This window comes from Neoalteromonas flava (genome assembly GCF_002807685.1).
GTDB classification, from domain to species: Bacteria; Pseudomonadota; Gammaproteobacteria; order Enterobacterales; family Alteromonadaceae; genus Alteromonas_E; species Alteromonas_E flava.
The window spans coordinates 333,674-358,818 of record NZ_PEAX01000001.1; the positions used below are offsets into that span (position 1 = coordinate 333,674).

The following is a 25,145-nucleotide window of genomic DNA, read 5'->3' on the forward strand; positions in this document are numbered from 1 at the left end:
TCAGGATAATTATTTGGTTTTACGGCTATTTTTTTGCGTGAAAAAAGTACAAAAACTTTCTCTCCAATGGCTAAAACGGGTCACTTTTAAGCACAACCACAGTGCTTTCACTGATTTAATTGAGTTTAAAACCAACCTCTGGCTATGTTTTCGAGAGGCGACAAATCACATCAGTGGCGATGGTAAAATTGTGGTTTTGCAACTACGCGCTGACGGTAGCGTAATCTCACGCTATGCGTTAAACCTGCCTGGAGCGGACCTACGCGACCCAAAATTAAGTGTTACGCCAATGGGAGAGCTACTGTTGCTCGCCTACGCCCGCTTTACTGATAACGACAATCGTACATTACGAACCGACAACGTTGCTTGGACATCGCAAAGTGGACTAAGCTGGTCTAGCCCTATCAGTCTAGGGCCTAACACGTGGTGGCTATGGCGGATCCGGTGGGACACGCAGAACAACCAAGCATTTGGCTTGGCCTACAATCGACGCGCTAACCGTATTGACCTATATGCTGGAAATCCCAAGCGCCACATGCAACGAGTTTACCCAGGAGTATTAAGCCTCAGCAAACACGGACTTGGTTACCCCAATGAAAGTGATTTACATATTGCTGATGATGGTCAGTTACATGCACTTGTGCGACGCGATGCAGACTCATTTCATGCCATGCTTGGAACTGCAAGGGCGCCTTATACTCACTGGCATTGGCGGGATTTAGGCTGCTACATCGGTGGTCCAGTGTGGTTTGCTCTAGATAAGAAAAACTTTATCGTCGCTGGGCGGACTTGGAATGGTAAGACCATGATTACTCGCCTGTGGCAATTGAATATTGATACAGCCCGACTACTGCCGCTGCTCGATCTACCCAGTGGGGGTGATAATAGCTACCCAGGATTAGTTGTCAGAGGTCACACGCTTTACGTGAGTTACTATTCGAGTCATCACGATAATTGCAGTGAAATTTATCTCGCTGCACTAACCTTAGAATAATGAGGCTTAAATAAAGTCGAATAACGATAAGCTCGTTACCCGCGGAAATGTTGCCAGAGCTGCATTTAACGCAGTTTCTTGTTTGGCAAATTCAGCCGATGCTTTTGCATAGTCGACGTCCTCAATGGCCGAGCGCGCCGCTTTATTAGCAATTTCTAAGTCTAAATTAGTTTCTTTAATGGATTGAGCAACGTTAAGACGCCCACCAATTGAAGAATTTTCCAGCCCCATTTTGGCCAAACTATTATCTATGCCTACAAGAGCATCATTAATAGCTTCTTTAAAATCACTGTCGGCAAAATTCTCGTTGGTCAACGCCAGAAACATATCATTTAGCGTTTCTGCTACGTTTTTCTTTTCTGGAGTATTGAGGGTGATTTCAAGATTGGCTCCGACAGCACCATCAATATCTAACTCTATTCCCTCATAATTGACCTTCTGACCTGATTGGAAATCGAGTGTATCCACCACTGCACCGGTACCCACATTGGTCACCTGAAGCTGATTACCGGCTTGAATAGTAAAGCGAAAGACATTGTTTGCTGGAGTGACCGGGTCGTAGTTATTCTCGAAAAAATTATCAAAAGAGCCTTGCTTAGTCACTGCTGCAGTGTCAACGGTAACACCGCTATTTCCCGAAACAGTAAAGTTATAGCGAGCAAGTACATCTTCAAAAACGGTTTTCCCAGAAGAGGTACTTTGCACTGTCACACTGTCGGACAATTGCACCTTATTGATCCCATCATCGCCTACAAATACGATCTTGTTACCGGTTGCTGCAGGGTTAAATTCGAAAGCTTGAGACTCAGATTGAAAACCTGCGAAGATATACTCGCCATTCGCATTCTGGGAGTTCATCAAATCTAACACTTCGTTTCTAATTTGCTCAATTTCCGAGGCAATCGCTTCACGATCCGCTTGCGTATTGTAGCCAGCTCCAGATTGAATAACCAACACACGTGCACGATTGACTGAATCATTGATACCGCGTAATACAGCTTCTTGCTGCTCAAGCGAGCTAGTAAGTAAATCGTTGTTTCGCTGATACTGGGTAATTTTATCTAGCTGTTCGGTTAACCGAACCACTTGCGCCGCGCCGACAGGATCATCAGAGGGTTTATTGATCCGTTTGCCCGTTGCCAGCTGTTGCTGGGTGTCAGTCAACCCGCGCTGATTATCTAATACAGAACGGATATTTTGATCAAATATCTGATTGGTTGAAATTCTCATGCTCTGTTACCTACCGCGCCACTGATAAAATCGTATCAAACAAGCTTTGCGCCGTACTGAGGATGCGCGCTGCCGCTTGATATGTTTGCTGATAGCGGATCAAATTGGCGGCTTCTTCGTCTAAACTGACACCAGATACCGATTGATTCCACTCAGTCGAGTCAGCATGCATGGCCTCTGCCGCACGCAATGATACATTCGCACTGGCAGCATCCTCACCAATTCGACTCACAACAGACGCATAGGCTTCATGAAAACTGCGCGGCGTTGAGCTGCTATTACTACTCAACTGCACTGTATCAGCTTGTTGCAATGCGCCCAAAGCGAGCCCGTTACGGTTGTCATTTACGCCATCCGTATTATAACTAATGGTAAACGAATCACCCGGTGAGGCTTGGCCATCAAGACTGAAATCATAACCAGGATAGTCATCCAAAGCTGCAAATGCAGCTGGCCAACCTGGCGCGCCAGCAGCCTGTTCTAATAGATTATTATAGTCGGTTACACCAGTCACAGTATTAATTAAGTTACCTGCACCATCCCTGACTTCGTAGGCTGTTGCCGAGGTGAAAATAATTTGCGCAGGTGCACCAACCGTTCCACCGGGCGCTTGCGCCGCTGTGTGTATAGTGCCGTTGCCGAAGAACGCTGACGCTTCGTTGCCGAGGGTATTATCTACGACAGTGTTAGTAACCTTAGTTGATACCAAAGAAGCATCACCTAAGTTATTCAAATTAGAATCCACTCTAATGGGTAAAGCAAAAGCTAAATCTTCCGCTCTGCGAGTGGCTAATGATATGTCTGACGCTGCACGACGGGTCGGTTGTAAGAGAAATTCATTACCCACCGCATAACCAGAGGCTGAATCGAAGTCGATCTCTATACCCCCAGCCAACTCAGTAAACCCTGTTGCGTTAATAGCCACGCCAGTAAACACGATGGGGTTGTTATTCTCATCTACTTTAGGCGTGCCGTTGGCATTGATTAATTCAACGGTCACTTCGTCAGGAACGCCGCCGCTGACACTGGTGACGGTAATTTTGTAGTCCGCATCGGTTAAGGTCGCGCCCTCACCACTGGTTACTCGCCCAACCATTGATAACGTAGGTGTAGTGCCTGTATAGGTAAGCCCTTGAAATTCAGGTAAACTAAAAATGTCTCCACCTAACTGCAAATCGAGATCCATGCCCAAGCGATTTTGCGCATTAACGGCATCACCAAATGCCAAGGCCAACTGACCGACATCTCGCTGCGCTGGATTTAAAACTTCATCCCGATAACGGAACAGGCCGCCCATGCTGCCGCCAAGTTCATCTTCAAATATATTGAGCGTGGTGTTTTGCTTGGCACCAGTAAAGCTCGTGCGCAGCTGCAGTTCTTTGAACGTTGGATCAGCATCGCCACCCAGTTGGAATACATTAAACGAACCATCTTCCAGAACTAGCGACTCACCACTGGTCAAATTAACAACCTTAGAGCCGTTTTGATTTGGACTTTCACGAACTTCAATTGACATAAGGCTGGCCAATTCATTGATCGCTAAATCCCTTTCGTTTAACAGTGACCCGGGAGCATCAAAACGACTGTTGCCCTCAGCCACAATAATGGCTGCATTTAGCTCACCAATTGATTGGATTAGAGAATTAGCCCGATTGACCTGTGATTCAAACTCCAGATTAAGCTCTTTTTCCTTAGCTAACATAAAATCAGACAAGGACTGCATCCGCCGCAGTAGTGCGTCGCCGTCACTCAAGACTAAATCGCGGCTAGCTAAGTTTGTAGGATCATCAGCGGCGGTTTGCAAAGCAGCAAAAAATTGACTGAGACCGTCAGCAATACTATTGGCTTCATTCGCTAATATGTTGTTAATCGCGTCGGTCTTCTGGGTATATGCTTGATACTCTCCTAACTGAGTTGTATCGCGGCGTAGTTGGTTTTGAGCAAACGTGTTAATGATACGCTCGGTTGTGCCTTGATCGACACCACCCACCAACTGCGATTTGAATTCTGTACGCTCGCGCACGTAACCTTCAGTATTGACATTCGCAATGTTATTACTGGTGGTATTAAGTGCACGGTTACTGGCGTTCAGTCCAGATGTTGCAATTGAAAACAAATCGGTATTGCGGATCATTTATGCTTACTCCGATTCACTACTGTTTTGTAGGATGGGGCTATTTAACACCGCCATCACCTTTTCAGCATACTTAGGGTCGGTGGCATAGCCCGATTGTTGCAAATGCTTAAAATACGCATTTGCATCATGGCTATTCTGCACCGCTCTCTCATAGCGCGGGTTGTGTTGAATAAATTCGACATAGTCTCGCATACTGTCAGAAAAAGAGTTGTAGACTCTAAATTGTGCTTGCTGTTGTTGGGCAACCCCAGCGCTGTATTCGAGTGTCTTAACCGTCGCTTTTTCACCCTGCCAACGTTTATCGGCTTTAATGCCAAATAAGTTGTGAGCATTCTCACCACCACCTTTGTGGATCATATGCTGGCCCCAGCCGGTTTCGACAGCAGCCTGGGCTAATAGTGCTTTGGGATCAAGTCCAAGCGTTTCGGCATGCTCCTGAGCCAACGGCAGCAGTTGTGCAACAAACTCTTGGGGAGAGGCAAAAGCCGCTTGTTTGCTCGGTGTTGCCGCGATTGCATAATTACGCTGAGCGCTCTCAATCACCCGGCTAGCCTGGCGGTTGTAACTGGCGATATCACCATTACCAGGGTTTAACCCGGCGTTATTCAGTAGGTGCTCATTACTGAGCTGCCGCACAATAATATCAGCCAGCCCCAAGGTGCCACTGCTGGCTAAGTCCGTAGCTAATTGTTGATCATGCATGTCGCGGTAAAATTTTACTTGTTGGCTATTGAATGGACTATCTTCGTCCGCCAAGGCCTCTTGCGCCTTGCGCATAGACTTCAGCAGCATATTGATAAAGATCGCTTCAAATTGCGCAGCAGCTTCTTCCAATGCACCCTCTTGGTTGCTATTGGCCGCACTACGAAGTTGATTCAAGCTGCCCATGTCATGAACGTTACGGGCCAATTCAAGTTGTGATTTTACCGCTGAGCTATCCATTAGATCACCACCAATTCACCCTGCAGAGCACCGGCTTGTTGGAGTGCTTCTAAAATAGCCATCACATCCCCTGGTGCAGCGCCGACCTCGTTCACCGCTCGCACCAACTGATCAAGGGTAACGCCAGGATCAAACTTAAACATCCGACTATCCGCTAAGTTCACATCAATGATTGATTGCGTAGTCACCACTGTTTCTCCCTCAGCGAGAGCGTTAGGCTGTGATACTTGTTGATTTTCAGCAATCGTCACGGTTAATCCGCCGTGAGTGATCGCGGCAGGTAAAAGTCTTACTTCGCGACCGATGACTATGGTCCCGGTTCGGCTATTGATAACAACCCGCGCTGGTGCTTCTGCTGGCGCAAAGGTAAAGTTTTCGATCGTTGCGACAAAGCCAACACGCTGTCCGACATCACGGGGCGCATTAACTCTAACGGATGCGGCGTCAAGCGGTGTGGCGATACTGTAACCATTTTGGGCTGAAGCGCCCAAGCGCATGTTGATTGTGTCGGCTAACGCCTTGGCAGTCGAAAAGTCAGGGTTATGCAGATTCAGAGTAAGAAAATCGCCTTGCATCAGGCCACTGGGTACGGCTCGTTCTACTAAAGCGCCATTGGCAATTCTTCCAACAGTTGGAGTGTTTACTACAACTCGTGAACCATCGCCACCTTGCGCACCAAAACCGCTCACGACTAAGCTGCCCTGAGCGACGGCATAAACATTACCATCTAAGCCCTTCAACATTGTTTGCAACAGCGTACCACCTTGTAAACTGCTCGCTTCACCGACCGATGACACGGTCACATCAATGGTTTGCCCTGGCTTAATAAATGGCGGTAATTCCGCATGTACTGCAACTGCCGCAACATTTTTGATTTTTGGCTTTTGATTTGGATCGAGCGCAATACCAAAGTTCGCTAACATGGTTCTAAAGCTCTGTTCAGTGAAGGGACTTTGCTCACCTGTACCCGGTAGGCCCACCACTAACCCATAGCCGACTAACTGATTACTCCGTACGCCCTGAATACTGGCCAAGTCTTTAATTCGCTGGGCCTGTTGCGCTGAAACCGAATGAGAAATAGCGCCGCAAACCAGCGCAAAAGCTATCAATAGGCGCTTCATAATGGCCACCACTCAGAAGAGAAGAACTTAGATAACCAGCCTTGTTTTTGCGCAGTAGAAAACGACCCTGTACCACTATACTGGATGCGCGCATTGGCAATTTTACTTGAATCAATTTCGTTATTCGGACTTATGTCAGCCGTGCGAATAATACCGGTCAGACGAATATATTCGTCACCGTTGTTCAAGGTTAGCCATTTTTCGCCGCGAATAAGCAAGTTTTGATTTGCCAAAACTTCAATCACAGTGACCGATATATTTCCGCTCAAGCTGTTACTCTGATTGGCTTGTGCATCGCCATTAAATTCATTCGATGAGTCCATCCCTAGCTGAATAGATTCATTACCAATATTCACAGCATTGCCACCCAAACCAACTATCGGTTGCAGATCCAATGTCGATTCTCTCGATGTCGTTGTACCAGCGGATTTAGAGGCGTTAGTATTTTCACGTAGATTCACAGTAATGATATCGCCAATACGTCTAGCTTTAACATCTGAATACAAGCTATTGGCCATACTGCTATGGAATAACCCACCATTTTCTACAATCGTTTCCTTCGGCATGTCTGGAACAACTGGTGCGTAGTATGGATCATTTGCTCTAATTTGGCTGTCTGCCGTTGAATAGCATCCGCCGAGCAATAGCATCAAGCCTACTGTTAGGATCCGCTTCATCATTTCTACCTCAGCTTAAAGCTGTTGAATTACCTGACCTAACATTTGGTCAACCGATGAAATGACTTTTGAGTTCATTTCATACAAGCGTTGGCTCTCAATGAGATTAACCAATTCCTCAGTCACGTTGACATTGGATGTCTCCAATGCACCTTGAATAACAGTACCGATTCCCTCTAAACCGGGAATGCCCTGAATAGGAGCTCCGCTTACTGCGGTTTCAACAAACAAATTCTGCCCAATCGGTTGTAGTCCCGTCGGATTAATAAAATCGGATAAGTTAAGCTGTCCCAACACCTGTGGCTCTGCTTGTCCACGCAATGTTGCCGACACTTCACCATCTTGGGAAATCGTTATTTGTTGTGCATCTTCAGGGATTGCGATCTCTGGTTGCAGTAAGAAACCCGCTCCAGGAGTGACTATTTGACCTTGGTCGTTTAGGGTAAATTGACCATTACGGGTGTAGGCGATACTGCCGTCGGGTTGCAAAATTTCAAAAAAACCACGGCCCTGAATCGACATATCTAATGCATTTTCGGTCGTTAGCAAATTGCCTTGAGTGTGTGATTTTTGCGTGGCAACTACTTTCGAACCAGCCCCCAGCATCAAGCCAGAAGGTAATTCAGTATCCGCCGATGAACGACCGCCCGGCTGGTTGATGTTTTGATAAAGCAGATCTTCAAAAATTGCGCGATCTTTTTTAAATCCAACGGTACTGGCATTTGCTAAGTTATTCGACACTACTGACACATCAGTTTGTGCCGCGTCGAGTCCTGTTTTGCTTATCCATAGTGCTGGATGCATATTTCACCTCACAAAACGCAGTGTATTGCGTTAAACATTCGATTTAGATAATGCGCATCAGCATATTGCCGCGCATTGAGAGTTCGTCCGCTTTCTTCATTAACTTAACTTGCATTTCGTAATGCCGTTGTAGCGTGATCATACTCACCATTTCTTCAATGGCATTCACATTAGAGCCTTCGAGCATGCCGTTGCGGATGCGTACATCGTCATTTTGGTCGGCAATACTGCCGTCCTTTAAGCGGAATAATCCGTCCGTACCACGCTCCATCTGCTGGTATTCAGGATTTACCAGCTTCAAGCGCCCGATCTCTTCGAGTACCGTTTCAGGAGCACCAAGTGGCCGCAATGAAATAGTCCCATCCCCAGCAATATCGATATTGTCTAATGGAATGGGTAATGTAATGGGTCCCGCATCGCCCACTACCACATTCCCATGTGCATCTTCTAAAATACCTTCTGCACTCAAGCGCATATTGCCCGCCCGGGTGTAAGCTTCATTACCTTGCGAGTCTTGAACGGCAAACCAACCATTACCCTGAATAGCAAGATCTAACGGCCGATTGGTCTGGATCATGGCACCATCGTCGTAGTTATTACTTGGACTTTCAGTCATCGAGAATACGCGAGTCGGCAAACCTTCGCCGTAGGAAGGCATCGCCCTTGCCTGTTCTAGCTGCGCTTTAAACCCTGTCGTCTGCGCATTAGCCAGATTATTGGCCCTAACGGCAGTACCTAAGAGGTCTTGCTTAGCGCCACTTGCTGCGATGTATAAAAACTTGTCCATGCCAAACTCTTGACGAATAAACTTAATTAACCCTAAGTAAAGCAAAGGAAGTGCCAATGTTTGGCTTTATGAAGATTTAGTCACAGCTGGGGGAAGAATATGTGTAACGGTGATAACCAAAAAGTAAGGGGCTTAAAAAAGCCCCCTCAACTTCATAAGATTAAGCTAAATCAAATTATCGAATATTCAGGATCGTCTGATTCAGCTGATTATTGACTTCCAGCGCTCGTGAGTTTGCCTGGAAGTTCCGCTGGGCAATGATCAAATCAATCAATTCAGTGGTTAGATTAACATTAGCTTGCTCTAGCGCAGATGAGTTGATGTCACCAAAGGTACCCGTAGTGGCTTCACCGGCTAACGCCTCGCCTGACAAAATACTCTCTTTCCATTGAGTATTACTTTGCTGCGTTAACCCTTGTTCGTTTGAGAAGCGCACTAGAGCAACTCGCACGATTGGTTCTGAGGTACCATTAGAAAATGTCGCTCGCACCAGGCCATCCGGACCAATGTCAATACCGGTTAACCGTCCTACCGGCAAACCATCCTGCTCTAATGATGTGACTTCAAAAGCTGAAGCGAACTGAGTCGGCTCTTCGGGCGTCTGTCCACCTACAGAAAAGTTCAGATCAATACCAATACGCTGTGCAACGTCAGAACCATTCGCCAAAATCGTACCACCAAGTTCAGCGGTGAGTAGCTTGTTCGCCTGCGGCGAGACTGGTGCTAAGTTATCCGCACCAAGGACTGCTAAAAATTCACCACCTGACGTAAATGTCAATCGCGCTGCTGACACAGAGTTAGCACCATTCCCCGCCACGTTGACCGCAGCACCAGGCAAAACTTCGTTACCATTGGTATCGCTTTGGTTGACCAAAACATCATCTACAGCAGTAACCATCAACCACTCGTTTGAACCCGCAGCCTGATCTTTAATAAAGTAGTAAGTCATAACGTGGCTATCACCTAATGAGTCATAAATGGTGACCGAGGTGGCTGCGTTATAGGTAAGAGGATCGGTTGGATCAAACGCTGAAACATCTTTCGCTGGATCGCCCGCCGGTAAGTTAAAGCGCAGATCAACTTCAGACGTCGGTTGCGGAGAACCAGATGAATCAGGGATCCGCACGGGAACGGTGGTACTTAAGGCGACCGATGCTGAGGTGCCATCAGAGTTTACCGGAAAACCAAGCAGATTATCGCCATTTGAATTGACCACAAAATTATCTGAATCTAATTTAAATTGGCCTGCGCGAGTAAATGAGAAGTCACGCGAGTCAATTTCTGGAACAGTCGCAAAGAAACCATTTCCGGTAATTGCCAGATCCAGTGCGGTATTGGTGAATTGTAAACTCCCCTGAGAAAACTGCTGAGCTACTTCTTGCGTCAAAACACCATCACCAACTTTTGTTCTACCACCGGATAGCAATGAGGCTGCATATACGTCGCCAAATTCAGCACGCGACTCTTTAAAACCGACGGTGTTTACATTGGCTATATTATTCGCTGTGACATCAAGGTCACGCTGAGCTGCGGCAACACCGCTGAGTGCTATGTTAAAAGACATACTTCTCTCCTATTAGCTGCCAATCTGAATGACATCATCTAATTTAATACTTTTATCGCCATCCAAATTCAGAATGACCCCTTGACTGCTGCCGGCTAAACTGACACTAGCTACATGCCTGTTGATAGCGGTAGGGATTGCAACGCCCTCACCAAATACCTCACCTTGAGCACTCACAAAATACTCGCCCGGCGGCATGGGATTGCCGCGTGCATCTGTGCCATCCCAATTAAATTCAATGTTGCCAGGAGCTTGAGTTCCCGCATCAATCTTTTTGATCACTTCACCAAAACTATTTGTGATAGTTATTTCGAGGTTTTGCGCAGTTTGGTCATTGACTACAACCCCAGAAATCCCTTCTCCTGCTGTGGCCATGTAGCCCTTATTATCAGCAATAAGCACATCCTGACCAATTAAGCTGGAAGCCTGCAACGCTTGATTCGATGTCATGGAGGATGAGAAACTCTCAAATTTTTCATTTAACTTGCTAATACCATCAGCTGTAGTAAATGATGTCATTTGCGCCACCAACTGATCATTGTCGACGGGCTTAGTTGGGTCTTGATTTGACAATTGCTCAGTCAGCAATGCAAAGAAGTCTTCCTGTTTGAGGGTTTGCTCAGAACCATCAACCACCGGCACTGATTCTTCTTGCCAATAAAGTTGTGAGTTGAGACCGGTATTTCTGATCGTGTCCACAATAAATATCCTCTATTAACGGCCTTGACCAATTTGCAAAACACGACGGAACAAACGTTTAGTAGTGTCTGCCACTTGGACGTTTGTCTCGTAACCTTTAGATGCTGAAAGCATATTTGCCATTTCTTCAACAACGTTCACGTTCGGCTTATAGATGTAACCATTTTCATCTGCTAATGGATTTCCAGGGGCATATTCCACTTGTAATGGCTTTTGACTTTCTACGATGCCAAGCACGTTTACCTTTGAACCCGAACCTTGCTCCTGTGAAGCACGCTGCAGTTCAGCAGCGAATACAGGATGACGTGCTTTGTAGGTATCTTCATAGCTGCTACTGACGCTGTTTGCGTTGGCGATATTACTTGCCGTAGTATTAAGCCGCACGTTTTCGGCGGACATGCCTGTAGAGGCAATATCCATCACTCTAAATAAGGTAGCCATTAGCCTTGACCTCCAGAACTTAACGCTTTCTTCATGCCCTTAATTTTGCCACTTAAAAGTTCAGCAGTTGCTTGATAGCGCATTCCGGCATCCAAGAAAGCGTTTCTTTCTTGTTGAATATCCACCGTGTTGCCATCCCCGGTATCAGGCTGGGTTGGAACACGGAATTTCAAATCCCACTGCGGCTGCATTTTGCCGTCAATGTGTTTTTCGTGAGTTTTGGTTAAGCCGTGAGCTTGATCATTCCGAGCACTACTCATAGCTTGTTTGAAATCAATCGCTCTGGCCTTGTACCCTGGGGTGTTAGCATTGGCCAAGTTGCCAGAAATGACCTCCATCTGCTCAGTTCTAACTTGCAGTGCTTTATGATGAAAACCGACAAGGCGGTCAAGATTAATTGCCATAACGTACTCCTACTCTGAGTTCGATACAGCAAAGGGTGTGCCAATCTATTAATCGCGATTTAAAAGAAATGAAGTGAGTGCGGCTTTAGTTGATTTTCTTTTTATAAAACAATCCAGTAGACTCTTTTTGCATACTGAAAAGATCGGCAACAGCCGAGGCAGATTCAGATGCCCCTAGGATCAAACTTCCATGTGCCGAGAGGCAAGCGGCAATTTGTTGCAGTATGAGCTTTTTGTTCTCCGCAGAAAAATAGATCAGTACGTTGCGGCAAAAAATGACATCAAACTTACCCAATGTAGAGTAGGAACCTAATAAATTTAAATTTCTGAACTGAGTATGACGGGCAAGATCAGGCTTAACTTTTACTAAGTTGTTCGGGCCTCGGTCGAAATACTTTTTTTGCATGTGATCGGGCAAGCCTCGCAATATGGCCATCTCATTATATTCACCTAATGTTGCCTGCTTAACCACGCGCTCGGAAATGTCAGTGCCAATAATTTCAAATCCACTCTTAAATGCATTGGGACGTTTGCTTTGAAATTCTTTTACCGTCATGGCGATTGAATAGGCTTCTTGTCCCGTTGAACATGCCGCACTCCATATCCGGAGTTTAGAAACGGAGCCAGCCAATTCAGGCAAAATGGAATGTTCTAGCAGTTTAAATGGGTAGGAGTCTCTGAACCATAAGGTTTCGTTGGTAGTCATTGCATCGAGCACACGCGTGCGCAACACCCGATCGCTCCCTTGCAGCGTAAGGTCAATGATCCCGTCCAATGACAACTCAGGATAATCGTGCAGTAACCCGACCAGTCTACTTCGCACCAGGTACTGTTTTGATTCTCCGAGGACAATGCCAGTTTCAGCTTCCAAAAACGCGCGAAACTTTTCGTAACTGCGTGGAGAAACTTCCCGATCGTTCAATCTGATTATGTTCCGTTAATCACGCAGCCATTTCTGCACGGCAGTGGCCAATTCATCAGGGTGGAACTTAGCGATAAAATCGTCCGCGCCAACCTTTTGCACCATTGCTTGGTTGAACACCCCACTGAGAGATGTATGTAATACAACGTTGAGTTTTTGCAGTTCAGGGGTATTTTTAATCTCCGCGGTAAGGGTATAACCATCCATTTCAGGCATTTCAATATCAGATACTAAAACCCCAACTCGGTCTGTTACATCTCCCGTTTCCGCAGCAATTTCTTTCAAACGATTAAGTGCTTCGAGACCGTTTTTGGCGGCTTCAATTTCCAACCCCAGTGCCGTCAGTGCCTTTTTAACCTGATTTCGCGCTACCGATGAATCATCAGCAATGAATATAATCTTACCTTCACTCTTACCAACATCAACATGACCGGCAACCTCCTCACTGACATCGGTGTTCAATGGAGAAATCTCATTGAGAATTTTCTCAACGTCGAGGATTTCAATCAGTTCATTGTCAACTTCGGTAACTGCGGTGAGATAACTCGCTCGTCCAGTACCCTGCGGCGGTGGCATGATCGCATCCCAATTGGTGTTGATGATACGCTCTACCGAACCAACCAAGAAGCCCTGAACCGAACGGTTATATTCAGCAATGATAATAAAGGCAGTCTTCAAATCCTCGATGCGTTTACCACCAGTTGCCATACTTAAGTCGATAACTGAAATGGTTTGCCCACGTATATGCGCAACCCCCCGAACAAGCTTGTTCAGCTTGGGCATTGAGGTTAATGGTGGGCATTGCAATACTTCTCGTACTTTAAATACGTTGATGCCAAAGCGCTGACGCCCATTTAATCTGAATAGCAGCAATTCAAGCCGGTTCTGGCCTACCAATTGTGTTCGTTGATTGACCGAATCAAGAATTCCTGACATACATCACCCCTTTGTCAAATTTAGGCACGATCGTTGCGTTACAGACCATATTATCGGTCGCAAACCCATAAGGTTTAAAAATGTGCCTGTAAATTGACACATGGTCAACCGAGTTACAGACATTATCTTTAATCATAGTCAAAATGCAGGATAGTGAACATGAAAAATACTATTAAAAGAAAAATAGTCGCAATTGCACTAATTTTCATCTCCACAGGCTCTACTACTTTAGCGGAGCCAAAGTTATCGCTGCACCAATTGATCGAGCAACAAAGTGAAGCATTTATTCAAAGTGTGGTAGAGCAGCAATTAATGGCCGAAAACGGCGCTGCTGTTTTTGTTGATGTGTTTCCACTTGATGAACGTGTGAATGTCGCAGAGTGCACTGCACCGTATACCTACGAATTGCCAGACAATGCCTTAAGCAATGGTTATGCTGCCGTTAAAGTCAGTTGCCCTGACAATTCTTGGTACCTGTTTATCAACGCAAAAATTGAATTGACCCAACCAGTAGTGGTTACCGCTGACTCACTGAGTCCAGGGACTATTTTGACTCAACAAAATCTGCGTATCGCCGATAAACCAAGCAAGTCTTTGCGGTTTAGCACTTTTGCCGAAATTGAGCAGCTGTTAGGCGCAAGAATTAAATACCGCGTCAGACCCGACCAGCCCATAAAACCCAATATGGTTTGCTTTGTCTGCAAGGGAGACCTTATCACCTTGAGCGCTCGCACGAGCGGCCTAAATATCAGTACCAAAGGCGTAGCGCAAGAAGATGGGAACGTCGGAGATACTATAGCGGTGATGAACCGACGGTCGGAAAAAATCGTTCTTGCCAAGGTTGAAGGTGTGGACCAAGCGATCGTAGAAATATAGGAATATCAGTCGGTTATAAAATACATGCAAGAAAAAAGATTTTTTTGCTAAATTTCGTTAAAGTATCAAGTGTGCTCGCCGATAACATGACTGAGGATATAAAGGTAGTGGATTTTTATTATGGCTATTAACAACATTAACAATGGGTTGCCGAAAACGCCCATTGACAATCAGAAGGTAGCTCAGCAGCAGACTCAAACCAACGGGAATGCGGCTCAGCAAGCTGCACAACAAGCGGCAGCGCAATCTGCACCGCGTCAAGACTCAGTGTCATTAACACAGTCTGCGCAGCAGCTATCGCAAGCGCAAAAGAAAGGTGCATCTGAAGCACCAGTAAATCAAGAAAAAGTTGATCGTTTGAAGAAAGCCATTCAGAATGGTGAGTATCGTGTGAATCCAGAAGTGCTGGCTGACAAAATCGCCAAACTAGAAGGGCAGATTTTTGGCTCCAGGTAACTGGTAAAACCAAAGTCAAAATATGCCTAATATAGAAGAAGCACTCGCAGAACAACTCCACAACCTCAAGCATCTTCAGCTTCTTCTTGAATCAGAACTCCATTTAATCAGCTCTCGCGATGCCGAGAGCTTGATTAATCTGCTCGACGAGAAGCAGCAAACTCTCGACGCTATCCAATCCAAAGACGAGCAAATCAACGTTCTGCATGCTGAACTAGAGAAAGCCGGTCAATTACCATTAAGTAATGTTGCAACCGCGCAACTCGAAGAAGCGCAAACATTACTTGAGCAATGTAAATTCCGCACATCGATCAATCAAAAAGCGGTCGAACAAGGTCAGCTCAAGTTAGAGCACCTACGACATCTATTGCTTGAAACTCGCGCCAAAGAATCGCTGACCTATGATCGTTCAGGGAAACCGCATGGCGGATCTAAAGGCAAAGGTATCAGTGCATAGGGCGCTGTGTCGAAATACGCCTTTAGTCTCGAAACGAACTAATCATCCTTTAAGGTTTGGCATGTACTGTCATTAGCGTTGTTGTAACGCGGCGATGCGCTCAGCTAACGGTGGATGACTGGCAAAGATTTTTTGGATCTTTCCTGCATTGATTGCAAACGCCGCCATATTCTCTGGAATTGCCGGTGCATCCTGTTCACGTTGCAGCGCCCGAAGCGCAGAAATCATATTCCCCTTCCCAGCTAACGCGGCACCACCGGCATCTGCTCGATATTCACGGTACCGAGAAAACCACATAACAATTGCCATAGCTAAAAACCCTAAGACAATTTCCGCCACAAATGAAACGATCCAAAATGCTGGCCCATGACCACGTTCAACCTTAAAAATGACTCGGTCGACTACATGACCAATGACCCGCGACAAGAAAATCACGAAGGTATTCACTACGCCTTGGATAAGCGCCAATGTAACCATATCGCCATTGCGTACGTGACTTATTTCATGCGCTAGCACTGCTTCAACCTCGGCTTTGTTCATGGCTTGCAATAAACCGGTACTAACCGCAACTAAGGCATTATTTTTGTTCCATCCGGTGGCAAACGCATTTGGTGAAGGGTGCTGAAAAACCCCGACTTCGGGCATCGCAATTCCTGCTTGCTCAGCCTGCCGCGCAACTGTTTCTACCAACCAACGCTCGGTCTGTGTTTGTGGCTGCTGAATAACCTGCACACGCATGCTTCGCTTGGCCATAAATTTGGATAAGAATAGCGAGATTAGCGAACCGCTAAAGCCAATAACTGCCGCATAAACTAGCAATGCAGAGAGGTCCAATGAAACGCCATTTTGCTGCAGTAAGCCATCAATGCCTAGTAAGCTAAAGGTAATACTGAGCAATGCCAAAATAGCGATATTAGTGCCGATAAACAGCGCAATACGTAACATATGAATACCTGGAAAGTTTGCCTATAAAATAATATATAGGCGCAATAACCTCGTCCCAAGGTATATGCACTCAATTATTTCACGTGAACTGCACAACTTTGGTCTAATTGAAGGTGCTAATGCCTGACAACAACTACTGTTAGTAGTATCTAACGTCTTTGATCCGCTTAGGCTTCGCCGTGGATAGATAGATGTCATAGACCTCTTTAAAATCCAACTCCATTTCTGTTGCATAAGTATCATCTCCTACAGGGTAGGATTTAACCACTCGCGCGCCGCGAATAACGCCCTCTACAGAGGACTGCAATTGAGTATCTGCAAGCACCAAGTTCTGCAACGACTGATTGCCATCCACTCTCTGACCGTATACCTGTTCAGCAAGTTCTCGATATGCCTCCAGCTTTGAAGCTTTAATCGCCATTAGCATTTTCGCTGAGTCAGTCGATGCTTGTTGAGCAGCAATTGGGGCATATCCTACCGCTCGGATCACGGGGTACTCATCCGGCTCAATCGTCTCCCACTCAACATGCTTGGTAAATAGGCTTGAGCAGCCAGACAACAGTCCGAGCGCACCCAGTAAAATGATCAGTCTGAAAAACATAAACTCTTTCACTTACCACCTCTTCCAACCGCCAAAACACTTTACTTTGTGAGTATTCTTGGCGTTGACGTTAATTGATTATTTGGTTTTATCTAAGCAGAATTTGCGCCAAGTTGGAGAAAATCGCATGAATTGTGTGGCGAGAATTCGTCTCTTGCTCGTTTCATTAATGTATTCACGAGCAACGCCAGCTTGGACTAGATAAGAAAGTTAAAAGTGCAGGTTAAAACACCATAACACCCGACAAGTTTCTGTGACGTGCTTTCATATTTATTGGCACAGGCCTTGAATAGATAACCACACAACAATTGAAATTAGTCATTTGTTTGACGCTAAATAAATAATTATCACCGTGAGTCGTCAAGTAAAAGATGAGGTTACCACAATGAAATCAGCTTGGTTGTCTATGTGTCTGGAGGTTACCCATGCCCAGAGATACTGTGCGAAAGCGCTGCTGACGTTTTTAACTATCTTATTAGTCGGCGTACACGGGCAAAGTTATGCCGCTTGGTATCAGGCCAGTGGTCAAGCACTGATCGTTGATGGTGATAAAGTTACTGCGAAACAGCTTGCCACGAAAGAAGCAATTAAGCAGGCGCTACTATTTGCCGGCGCGTCAGTTACCAGCATTCAACAACTTGCGAATGGACTGTTACAAGATGACCATTTAGAAATTCGAGCGATTGGCGAAGTCAATCAACTGGAGTTAATCGACGAAATCTATCACGACGACTATGTAACAGTTTCAATTCGCGCCGACATTTTCCCTCAACAAGTGCATTGCAGTGCATCGACTTATCGTAAATCAGTAGTGACTACATTAATGACCATCAATGCACCGCAACACACGCAAGATGGAAAAATTTACGCGCTTTCTCAAGCGATTCCAAATAAATTGCCAGCGCTATTTGCCGAGCAATCAATGCACCTGGGATTACAGCCCATTGTACCAACCCGCTTCAATTGGGAAATGTCTTCAATCCAAGCCCAAGCATACCAGCTAGCGCAAGACAATGATGCGCAGTACGTGTTGGCACTTTCTGCTGACGATCTGAGCGTGCATAGGCCTGAATCGACCTGGGCGTTTTGGCAAGATTCCGGCGCACAACGCCAGTTTAAATTGCGCGCACGAGTGTTTGACGCCATGTCTTCCACTGTAATAATGGATCAAACCTATTCAACCCAAGCGCCATGGAGCTTTGACAAATTCACCGACGTTGATGTGTTTAGCACCGAATTTTGGGAATCTCCATACGGCAAATCCATTCTGCAAGAACTCAACAATTTAGTTGCAGAATTGGATGAAGTGCTCAGTTGTGAACGCTCAATCGGTCGAGTTCTGCAAGTCGCTAACAATCAATTGCAAATAAACTTAGGTCAACAACATGCGGTGAAATCAGGCGATGAATTAGTGGTATTCCAAACCCGCCAGCTCGTGGACACATTTGGACAATCTTATCGCCAACACGTGCTGCACCCAACACCAGTTATTGTGCAAGCAGTGTTTAGTAAAACTGCTACAGTCGCTGCCGCAGATGGTTCTTTGTTGTCTGATATTCAACCAAATGACTTTGTGGTAAAACTTTAGGGGTTTTGATTTTGGCTTTGCTGCCGCATAATATTACAAGCAGCGTCCCCATAGTTTAACCGGATAAAACAAGAGCCTCCTAAGCTTTAGATCTGCGTTCGAGTCGCGGTGGGGACGCCAACCTAACTACCCCTGCATTTCTTCTAACGCTTTGCCTTTGGTTTCAAAAACTAGGCGAGCAACAAATAATATCGAGATCGCCGCACAAACCGCATAAAACCCGTAAGCGCCAGTAAGTCCGATTCCGGCCAACATGATGGGGAATGACATAGTGATCAAGAAATTGCTGCCCCATTGAGCCAAACCGGCGACAGCCAGTCCTGAACCCCGTAATTGATTTGGAAACATTTCTCCTAATAAGACCCACATAACTGGCCCCCACGAGAAGTTAAACAACATCACGTACGCGTTCGCAGCAAGCAGTGCAAGCGTGCCATAATCTCCGAGTGACAAAGAACCATCGGCAAGCGTCGTTGCGTTGGCAAAGGCAAAAACCATTAGCGCTAGGGTTAACGTCATACCTATCGAACCAATCATCAAAATAGGCTTACGACCAATTTTATCAATCAACAAGATCGTTACGACACAGGCGGCAATGCTAACGCCACCACTGAGTATATTAATCAGCAACGCGTCAGATTCAGAGAAGCCAACAGCCTGCCATAACACTGCACCGTAATAAAAAACCACATTGATGCCGACCAATTGCTGAAAAGTTGCTAACCCAATACCCACCCATACAATCCGGCGAACTTTGCCTACGCTGGGATCAATAAGGTCTTTTAGTTTCGGCTGTTGTTGTTGCTCCACAGTTTGGTTTATTTGCGCGAACATGGCTTCACTTCGCGTGCCATATAAACGTTGCAATACGGCTTTTGCTTTTTCAGTAGCCCCGGACATAACCAAAAATCGCGGACTTTCTGGGATCAATAATAGGCCGATGAAAAACAATCCCGCGGGTAACATTTCAACCCAAAACATCCAGCGCCATGCGGCATAGCCCAGCGCCAACTCTTGCATAGAACCACCGGCAATATCGGCGATAAAATAATTGCTGACAAACGCGATAAACAGCCCACAAATAATGGCTATTTGCTGTAAAGTCGCCAGCTTACCCCGGATCGCGGCTGGTGCGATCTCGCTAATATAAGCAGGAGTCATTACTGAGGCGGCTCCAACAGCAAAACCACCGAGGATCCGGTAGAGTACAAAACTAAATGAACTATCAGCGATGCCGGAGCCCCAAGCACTAAGGAAAAAGAAAACTGCAGCAACTAGGAGCATTTTTCGCCGACCATAGCGGTCAGCTAATCTACCCGCCAAAAATGCACCGACAGCACATCCGAGCAGCATGCTGGCCACGTTGAAACCAGTTCCAATGCTTTCCGACTGAAAGGCTTGTCGCAATCCATCAACAGTGCCATTAATAACGCCGCTATCAAAACCAAATAAAAATCCACCCAAAGTGGCAATAATGCTGATTAATATAATAAAACCGAGATTGTCTTGTACGTTGGGATCTTGCATGTTTACCCTTATATTAATTTAATTGCTACGTTCACTAGCAATCTTTATTGTTGGATTAAACGTAATCACACAATAACTAACTATCACCCGCTTGCACAGATAAAATACAAGGTAATTGACACTTGCTTCCTGACAATCAAGACAACATTTCTTTTGCCGAAGCACTCGGCGAGTCGCTTGACGATATAACCCCGCTTAAACAAAGTGATACGATCACTGCCGCCTTACGCCAACAGCGCCGGGACAACGAGTTACTCGCAAAAGAGTTAAAACGAGCAGCATTGATTGAAGTTGCAGACAATGACAATAATCCACTGAGTGTTTCATTGAGGCATGCGGTCAAACCCGACGATATGCTAAATTTCAAGCGATCTGGCATTCAAGAGGGTGTGTTCAAAAATTTAAGATTAGGTAAGTACGCGCTTGAAGGAGTGATTGATTTGCGCCAAAAGCGCATGGAAGAGGTTCGCTCACTGTTGTTTCGGGAGGTACAACGATTGCACCATGCAGGTGTCCGTGCGATTTTACTGAAACATGGCCGCGGGGCTCAAAGCCAGCCTATTCCTGCACTTTGTAAAAGTTACGTTAATCAATGGCTCGCTGAACTCAACGAAGTGATTGCATTTCATTCTGCTCAACCTCGGCATGGAGGTTTAGCCGCCACTTACGCATTACTCAAAAAACATCCTGAACAAAAGCTAATAAACCGCGAACGCCAACAAAAGCGGATTTAAAGATTAGTCTTTTAGGATGACTGACGTTGCATCTGCAGGGGTATGGGGAGTTACCACATTACTGATTTCATTAGAGCGTGCTGATGTGCTGAAGACTGCCATCACAATCATTGCTGCCACTGCGATTGCCACGCCGGTGAGGCCAAAACCTTTGCTTGAACGATTCATTTTCGTCTCTTATTGTTACGTTGTTAACTACTGACTTGTCAAAGACAACTCACGATATTGCTTCCAAGCGCACGTTCCATATTTTTTCTATGTTAGAACAAACGCTTATGAAAAAACAACCATAACATGACATTTTTTTGACAAAATCATCAAAAAAATGTCACTTTTCTGGTTTTAACAGCTTTTTTGCCGATTATCCTACGAACTTACGCGCATTTCGGAACATGCGCATCCAGGCACTATCCTCTTGCCAATCATCAGGATGCCAGGAATTAGCAACCGTTCTGAATACACGCTCTGGGTGCGGCATCATAATCGTGGCGCGACCATCGGTGCTAGTAAATGCAGTAACACCTTGTGGCGAACCATTAGGGTTTGCAGGATATTTCTCTGTTGGTTGACCGAAATTATCGACATAGCGGGCACTCACCAGTTGTTGCGCTTGTAACTGTGCAAGTGCAGAATCGACAGCAAATTCAGCTCTCCCTTCCCCATGCGATACTGCTATTGGCATGCGAGAACCCGTCATCTGATCAAAGAAAATCGATTTTGACTCAAGAATTTCGACCATTGAGAAACGCGCTTCGAAACGCTCTGAGCGATTGGTAACAAAGTGCGGCCATAGTTCCGCACCCGGTATTAGGGTCTTCAGATTTGACAACATTTGGCAACCGTTACAAACCCCAAGCGAGAATGTGTCCTCGCGAGCAAAAAACTGGGCAAACGCATCTCGCGCTAATCCATTGAATAATATAGATTTAGCCCAACCTTCCCCGGCACCAAGTACATCACCATAACTAAATCCACCACACGCGACCAAGCCTTTGAAATTTGCTAGGTCAACTCGCCCGGCTAAGACATCGCTCATGTGAACGTCTATCGCGCTAAACCCAGCACGCGTGAACGCTGCGGCCATTTCAACATGTGAGTTCACGCCTTGTTCGCGAAGCACTGCAAGTTGCGGTCGAACGCCGGTTACAATGAAAGGCGCGGCAATATCTTCGTTAATGTCGTAAGACAAAGCAGCGTGCAATCCCGGATCATTGTCATCCGTTTTAATGTTTAGCTCTTCTTCTGCACAAGCTGGATTATCTCTGAGCTTTTGCATTTCATGGGTGGTACTTGCCCATAATTTACGGAAGTATCCGCGAGAATTTTCTAATACCACATCACCATGTTGGCAAATTCTTATGTGATCATCAGTATTCAGTGTACCGATATCAGAAATGGCATCACCCAAACCATGCGTCGCAAACAACTCTTTCATAAGCGTATAATCTTGGGTTTTGACTTGAATGACGGCACCGACTTCTTCGTTGAAGAGCCAATTCACCGGATGTTGATTTTCCGCAATGCTTATGTCGATACCAACATGCCCAGCAAAAGCCATTTCAACAAGCGTAGTAAACAAGCCGCCGTCAGAGCGGTCGTGGTAGGCCAATGCCAATTGTTGTTCAACCACTGCCTGCATCGCATTGAAAAAACTGGCCAAACGCTTAGGATCATCGACATCGGCAGGCACTTCGCCTAACTGCGCATATACTTGCGCTAGACAACTCGCACCTAAACGCTGCTGTCCAGCACTTGGGTCAATCAACAACAAACGAGTCTCGCCGCGGTCGGTTCGCAATTGAGGCGTCAGAGTTTTACGCACATCTTTCACTGCACCGAATGCCGATATGACGAGTGACAATGGAGCCGTTACCGCTTTGGTCTCGTCTCCCTCTTGCCATTGAGTCTTCATAGACATGGAGTCTTTACCCACTGGTATAGTCAGACCTAACGCGGGGCATAGCTCTTCGCCAACGGCCTTCACTGCTTCATATAGTCCCGCGTCCTCACCAGGGTGGCCGGCAGCAGCCATCCAGTTGGCAGACAACTTGATACGTTTTAGGTCGCCTATGTTACTCGCGGCGATATTGGTAAGGGCTTCTGCAACAGCCATCCGAGCTGATGCTCCGTGGTTCAAAAGAGCGATGGGCGTACGCTCCCCCATCGCCATAGCCTCACCATGATAGGTATCCAGAGCCGTTGTTGTAACGGCAACATCAGCAACAGGGATTTGCCATGGTCCCACCATTTGATCCCTTGCCACCATTCCCGTAACAGTGCGATCGCCGATCGTTATTAAAAACGTCTTTTCCGCAATCGTGGGCAACTGCAACAAGCGCTCGGCTGCATCAGCTAAATCGATATTACTAACGTCAAATGTTTGTGGTTGTGCCTTAGCCGACTGGACATCTCGATGCATTTTGGGAGGTTTCCCCAACAACACAGACAACGGCATATCGATGGGATTATTGTTAAAGTGTGCATCACTGAGGGTAAGATGACGAGACTCAGTGGCTTCACCCACTATGGCATAAGGCGCGCGTTCGCGTGAGCATATTTGTTCAAATAATTCAAGGTTTTCTGGCGCTACCGCTAGTACGTAGCGCTCTTGTGATTCGTTACACCAAATTTCCAGCGGCGACATCCCAGGCTCATCACTAGCCACATTGCGCAATTCAAATTGACCACCGCGTTCACCGTCATTCACCAGTTCTGGGAATGCATTCGACAATCCCCCTGCCCCAACATCGTGAATAAATTGGATAGGGTTGCGGTCGCCCAACTGCCAGCATTTATCAATCACTTCCTGACACCGACGCTCCATTTCTGGATTGTCACGCTGGACAGAGGCAAAATCGAGGTCTTCGCTAGATTGGCCTGATGTCATAGAGGAGGCCGCACCGCCGCCCAAGCCAATATTCATTGCAGGTCCGCCCAATGCGATTAGTTTTGCGCCAACCGTAATTTCACCTTTTTGCGTGTGCTGTCGACGAATGTTGCCCAAACCGCCGGCAAGCATAATAGGTTTGTGATAGCCGCGAACTTCCTCGCCATTAAAGCTGGTAACCGCTTGTTCGTAGGTTCTGAAGTAGCCCAACAAGTTCGGACGGCCAAATTCGTTATTGAAAGCTGCACCACCCAGCGGACCATCCAGCATAATATCTAGCGCACTCACGATCCGAGCTGGTTTGCCATATGCCTGCTCCCAGGGATGCGTTAACCCCGGCAGCTGTAGATTAGATACGCTAAAACCAACTAATCCCGCTTTCGGCTTTGAGCCTCGACCAGTCGCCCCTTCATCTCGAATTTCACCGCCCGAGCCAGTCGCAGCGCCGGCAAACGGCGAGATAGCAGTAGGATGATTATGGGTTTCAACTTTCATCAATATATCGATGTTCTCATGATGAAAACTGTATTCGTGAGAGTCTACATCAGGAAAGAATCGGCCCGCTTCCCACCCATGCATAACCGCTGCGTTATCTTTATACGCTGAGGTCACAAAGTCAGGATGCATTTCATAGGTATTTTTGATCATCTTAAACAGCGATTTTGCTTGCTTCTCGCCGTCTATGGTCCAATCCGCATTAAAAATTTTGTGTCGACAGTGCTCAGAATTTGCTTGCGCAAACATATAAAGTTCAATGTCATTGGGGTTTCGCCCTAATGCAGTGAAACTGTCGAATAGATAATCAATTTCATCCTCAGCCAGCGCAAGACCCATATCGACATTTGCTTGCATTAACGCCTGTTTGCCTAAACCTAAAATATCTATACTTTTCAGTGGCGCTGGTTCAGCCGATTGAAACAAAGCGGAAGCATCATCTATGTCAGCGTGCACGGTTTCTGTCATACGGTCATGCAGCACTTGCTTTACCGCATCTCGTTGCTCTGCGGTAAGATACTCGTCTGCTCCAACGTAATAAGCGCATCCACGCTCGATCCGGGTAACCTCAGTAAGACCACAGTTATGGGCGATGTCCGTTGCTTTTGACGCCCAAGGTGAGATAGTTCCCAATCTAGGTGTTACAAAAAACAGTTCACCTTCACGATTTATTTCCGCATTTTTTGGTCCGTACACCAGTAACTGTTTGAGGATCCGCATATTATCCTCAGTCAAATCATTAGCAACGTCGACTAAATGCACCCATTCGGTAGCTAAAGATGTTACATTGATGCCGAGGTTTGCGAGTTGCTGAATGATTTTTTGCAACCTAAAATCGGAAAGTGCTGGAGCGCCGTGCAGTACTAACATACAGTGGTTTCTCTGACAGTTTGGTACATATACGGCCCATTAGTTAGCCGA

24 protein-coding genes and 1 tRNA gene are annotated in these 25,145 nt (G+C 46.2%); 7 read left to right on the forward strand and 18 right to left on the reverse strand.

Annotation, left to right across the window (positions count from 1 at the left end):
- Positions 1–37: 37 nt before the first annotated feature.
- Positions 38–994, forward strand: a complete 957-nt coding sequence (locus tag CSH92_RS01595) for a hypothetical protein (protein ID WP_100656284.1) — start codon at positions 38–40, stop codon at positions 992–994.
- 6 nt (positions 995–1,000) lie between these two features.
- Here the strand turns inward: CSH92_RS01595 and flgL are convergent, their stop codons facing one another.
- From flgL to CSH92_RS01660, 13 genes are all read right to left on the reverse strand, one after another.
- On the reverse strand, positions 1,001–2,224 hold the full coding sequence (gene flgL / locus CSH92_RS01600; protein WP_100655850.1) for a flagellar hook-associated protein FlgL: 1,224 nt from the start codon (positions 2,222–2,224) through the stop codon (positions 1,001–1,003).
- A gap of 10 nt (positions 2,225–2,234) precedes the next feature.
- Positions 2,235–4,358, reverse strand: a complete 2,124-nt coding sequence (flgK, locus tag CSH92_RS01605) for a flagellar hook-associated protein FlgK (RefSeq protein ID WP_100655851.1) — start codon at positions 4,356–4,358, stop codon at positions 2,235–2,237.
- A gap of 6 nt (positions 4,359–4,364) precedes the next feature.
- Positions 4,365–5,303: a flagellar assembly peptidoglycan hydrolase FlgJ gene (gene flgJ, locus CSH92_RS01610; RefSeq protein ID WP_100655852.1), complete on the reverse strand. Its 939-nt coding sequence runs from the start codon at positions 5,301–5,303 to the stop codon at positions 4,365–4,367.
- Entirely contained in the window at positions 5,303–6,424 is a 1,122-nt protein-coding gene (locus CSH92_RS01615; RefSeq protein WP_100655853.1) for a flagellar basal body P-ring protein FlgI, read from the reverse strand. Before CSH92_RS01615 ends, flgJ begins: the two co-directional genes overlap by 1 nt.
- On the reverse strand, positions 6,421–7,101 hold the full coding sequence (flgH, locus tag CSH92_RS01620) for a flagellar basal body L-ring protein FlgH (RefSeq protein WP_100655854.1): 681 nt from the start codon (positions 7,099–7,101) through the stop codon (positions 6,421–6,423). Before flgH ends, CSH92_RS01615 begins: the two co-directional genes overlap by 4 nt.
- 15 nt (positions 7,102–7,116) lie before the next feature.
- Positions 7,117–7,905 (reverse strand): flagellar basal-body rod protein FlgG, encoded by a 789-nt coding sequence (gene flgG, locus CSH92_RS01625; protein WP_100655855.1) that lies wholly within the window; start codon positions 7,903–7,905, stop codon positions 7,117–7,119.
- A 43-nt stretch (positions 7,906–7,948) separates the two neighbouring features.
- The gene (flgF, locus tag CSH92_RS01630) at positions 7,949–8,692 is read right to left on the reverse strand and encodes a flagellar basal-body rod protein FlgF (protein WP_100656285.1); all 744 of its coding nucleotides are present in this window, start codon (positions 8,690–8,692) and stop codon (positions 7,949–7,951) included.
- A 175-nt stretch (positions 8,693–8,867) separates the two neighbouring features.
- On the reverse strand, positions 8,868–10,256 hold the full coding sequence (gene flgE, locus CSH92_RS01635; RefSeq protein ID WP_100655856.1) for a flagellar hook protein FlgE: 1,389 nt from the start codon (positions 10,254–10,256) through the stop codon (positions 8,868–8,870).
- 12 nt (positions 10,257–10,268) lie between these two features.
- The gene (locus CSH92_RS01640) at positions 10,269–10,955 is read right to left on the reverse strand and encodes a flagellar hook assembly protein FlgD (RefSeq protein WP_100655857.1); all 687 of its coding nucleotides are present in this window, start codon (positions 10,953–10,955) and stop codon (positions 10,269–10,271) included.
- 15 nt (positions 10,956–10,970) lie between these two features.
- Positions 10,971–11,396, reverse strand: a complete 426-nt coding sequence (gene flgC, locus CSH92_RS01645; protein WP_100655858.1) for a flagellar basal body rod protein FlgC — start codon at positions 11,394–11,396, stop codon at positions 10,971–10,973.
- Complete coding sequence (gene flgB, locus CSH92_RS01650) at positions 11,396–11,800, reverse strand: flagellar basal body rod protein FlgB (protein WP_100655859.1); 405 nt, start codon at positions 11,798–11,800, stop codon at positions 11,396–11,398. The genes flgC and flgB overlap by 1 nt, the downstream gene beginning before the upstream one ends.
- An 85-nt stretch (positions 11,801–11,885) precedes the next feature.
- Positions 11,886–12,722, reverse strand: coding sequence for a CheR family methyltransferase (locus CSH92_RS01655; protein ID WP_100655860.1), 837 nt, complete (start codon positions 12,720–12,722; stop codon positions 11,886–11,888).
- Between the two features lie 15 nt (positions 12,723–12,737).
- Positions 12,738–13,658: a chemotaxis protein CheV gene (locus CSH92_RS01660; RefSeq protein ID WP_100655861.1), complete on the reverse strand. Its 921-nt coding sequence runs from the start codon at positions 13,656–13,658 to the stop codon at positions 12,738–12,740.
- A gap of 159 nt (positions 13,659–13,817) precedes the next feature.
- Here CSH92_RS01660 and flgA point away from each other — a divergent pair, with 159 nt between their 5' ends.
- From flgA to flgN, 3 genes are all read left to right on the forward strand, one after another.
- Positions 13,818–14,534, forward strand: coding sequence for a flagellar basal body P-ring formation chaperone FlgA (gene flgA / locus CSH92_RS01665; RefSeq protein ID WP_100655862.1), 717 nt, complete (start codon positions 13,818–13,820; stop codon positions 14,532–14,534).
- A 120-nt stretch (positions 14,535–14,654) separates the two neighbouring features.
- Positions 14,655–14,990 carry a flagellar biosynthesis anti-sigma factor FlgM gene (gene flgM / locus CSH92_RS01670; RefSeq protein ID WP_100655863.1) on the forward strand — a complete coding sequence of 112 codons (336 nt, stop codon included), beginning with the start codon at positions 14,655–14,657 and terminating at the stop codon, positions 14,988–14,990.
- Positions 14,991–15,012: 22 nt separating this feature from the next.
- Complete coding sequence (gene flgN / locus CSH92_RS01675) at positions 15,013–15,447, forward strand: flagellar export chaperone FlgN (RefSeq protein WP_100655864.1); 435 nt, start codon at positions 15,013–15,015, stop codon at positions 15,445–15,447.
- 72 nt (positions 15,448–15,519) lie between these two features.
- Here the strand turns inward: flgN and htpX are convergent, their stop codons facing one another.
- Both htpX and CSH92_RS01685 read right to left on the reverse strand, forming a co-directional pair.
- Complete coding sequence (gene htpX / locus CSH92_RS01680) at positions 15,520–16,392, reverse strand: protease HtpX (protein WP_100655865.1); 873 nt, start codon at positions 16,390–16,392, stop codon at positions 15,520–15,522.
- 139 nt (positions 16,393–16,531) lie between these two features.
- Entirely contained in the window at positions 16,532–16,993 is a 462-nt protein-coding gene (locus CSH92_RS01685; protein ID WP_100656286.1) for an LPP20 family lipoprotein, read from the reverse strand.
- A gap of 385 nt (positions 16,994–17,378) precedes the next feature.
- Between CSH92_RS01685 and CSH92_RS01690 the strand changes: the two genes are divergently transcribed.
- Together CSH92_RS01690 and CSH92_RS01695 are read left to right on the forward strand one after the other, a co-directional pair.
- Positions 17,379–18,581 (forward strand): flagella assembly protein FlgT, encoded by a 1,203-nt coding sequence (locus CSH92_RS01690; RefSeq protein ID WP_240612704.1) that lies wholly within the window; start codon positions 17,379–17,381, stop codon positions 18,579–18,581.
- Positions 18,582–18,625: 44 nt separating this feature from the next.
- Positions 18,626–18,701 (forward strand) — tRNA-Arg (locus CSH92_RS01695).
- Positions 18,702–18,707: 6 nt separating this feature from the next.
- On the opposite strand, the gene CSH92_RS01700 is transcribed toward CSH92_RS01695, so the two are convergent.
- Positions 18,708–20,108: a sugar porter family MFS transporter gene (locus tag CSH92_RS01700; RefSeq protein WP_100655866.1), complete on the reverse strand. Its 1,401-nt coding sequence runs from the start codon at positions 20,106–20,108 to the stop codon at positions 18,708–18,710.
- Positions 20,109–20,230: 122 nt separating this feature from the next.
- On the opposite strand from CSH92_RS01700, the gene smrA reads away from it, so the two are divergent.
- Positions 20,231–20,842, forward strand: a complete 612-nt coding sequence (gene smrA / locus CSH92_RS01705) for a DNA endonuclease SmrA (RefSeq protein WP_100655867.1) — start codon at positions 20,231–20,233, stop codon at positions 20,840–20,842.
- Positions 20,843–20,845: 3 nt separating this feature from the next.
- Here smrA and CSH92_RS17085 read toward each other — a convergent pair whose 3' ends face one another.
- Together CSH92_RS17085 and purL are read right to left on the reverse strand one after the other, a co-directional pair.
- On the reverse strand, positions 20,846–21,010 hold the full coding sequence (locus CSH92_RS17085) for a hypothetical protein (protein WP_164084628.1): 165 nt from the start codon (positions 21,008–21,010) through the stop codon (positions 20,846–20,848).
- 193 nt (positions 21,011–21,203) lie between these two features.
- The gene (gene purL / locus CSH92_RS01710) at positions 21,204–25,094 is read right to left on the reverse strand and encodes a phosphoribosylformylglycinamidine synthase (protein WP_100655868.1); all 3,891 of its coding nucleotides are present in this window, start codon (positions 25,092–25,094) and stop codon (positions 21,204–21,206) included.
- Positions 25,095–25,145 lie beyond the last annotated feature (51 nt).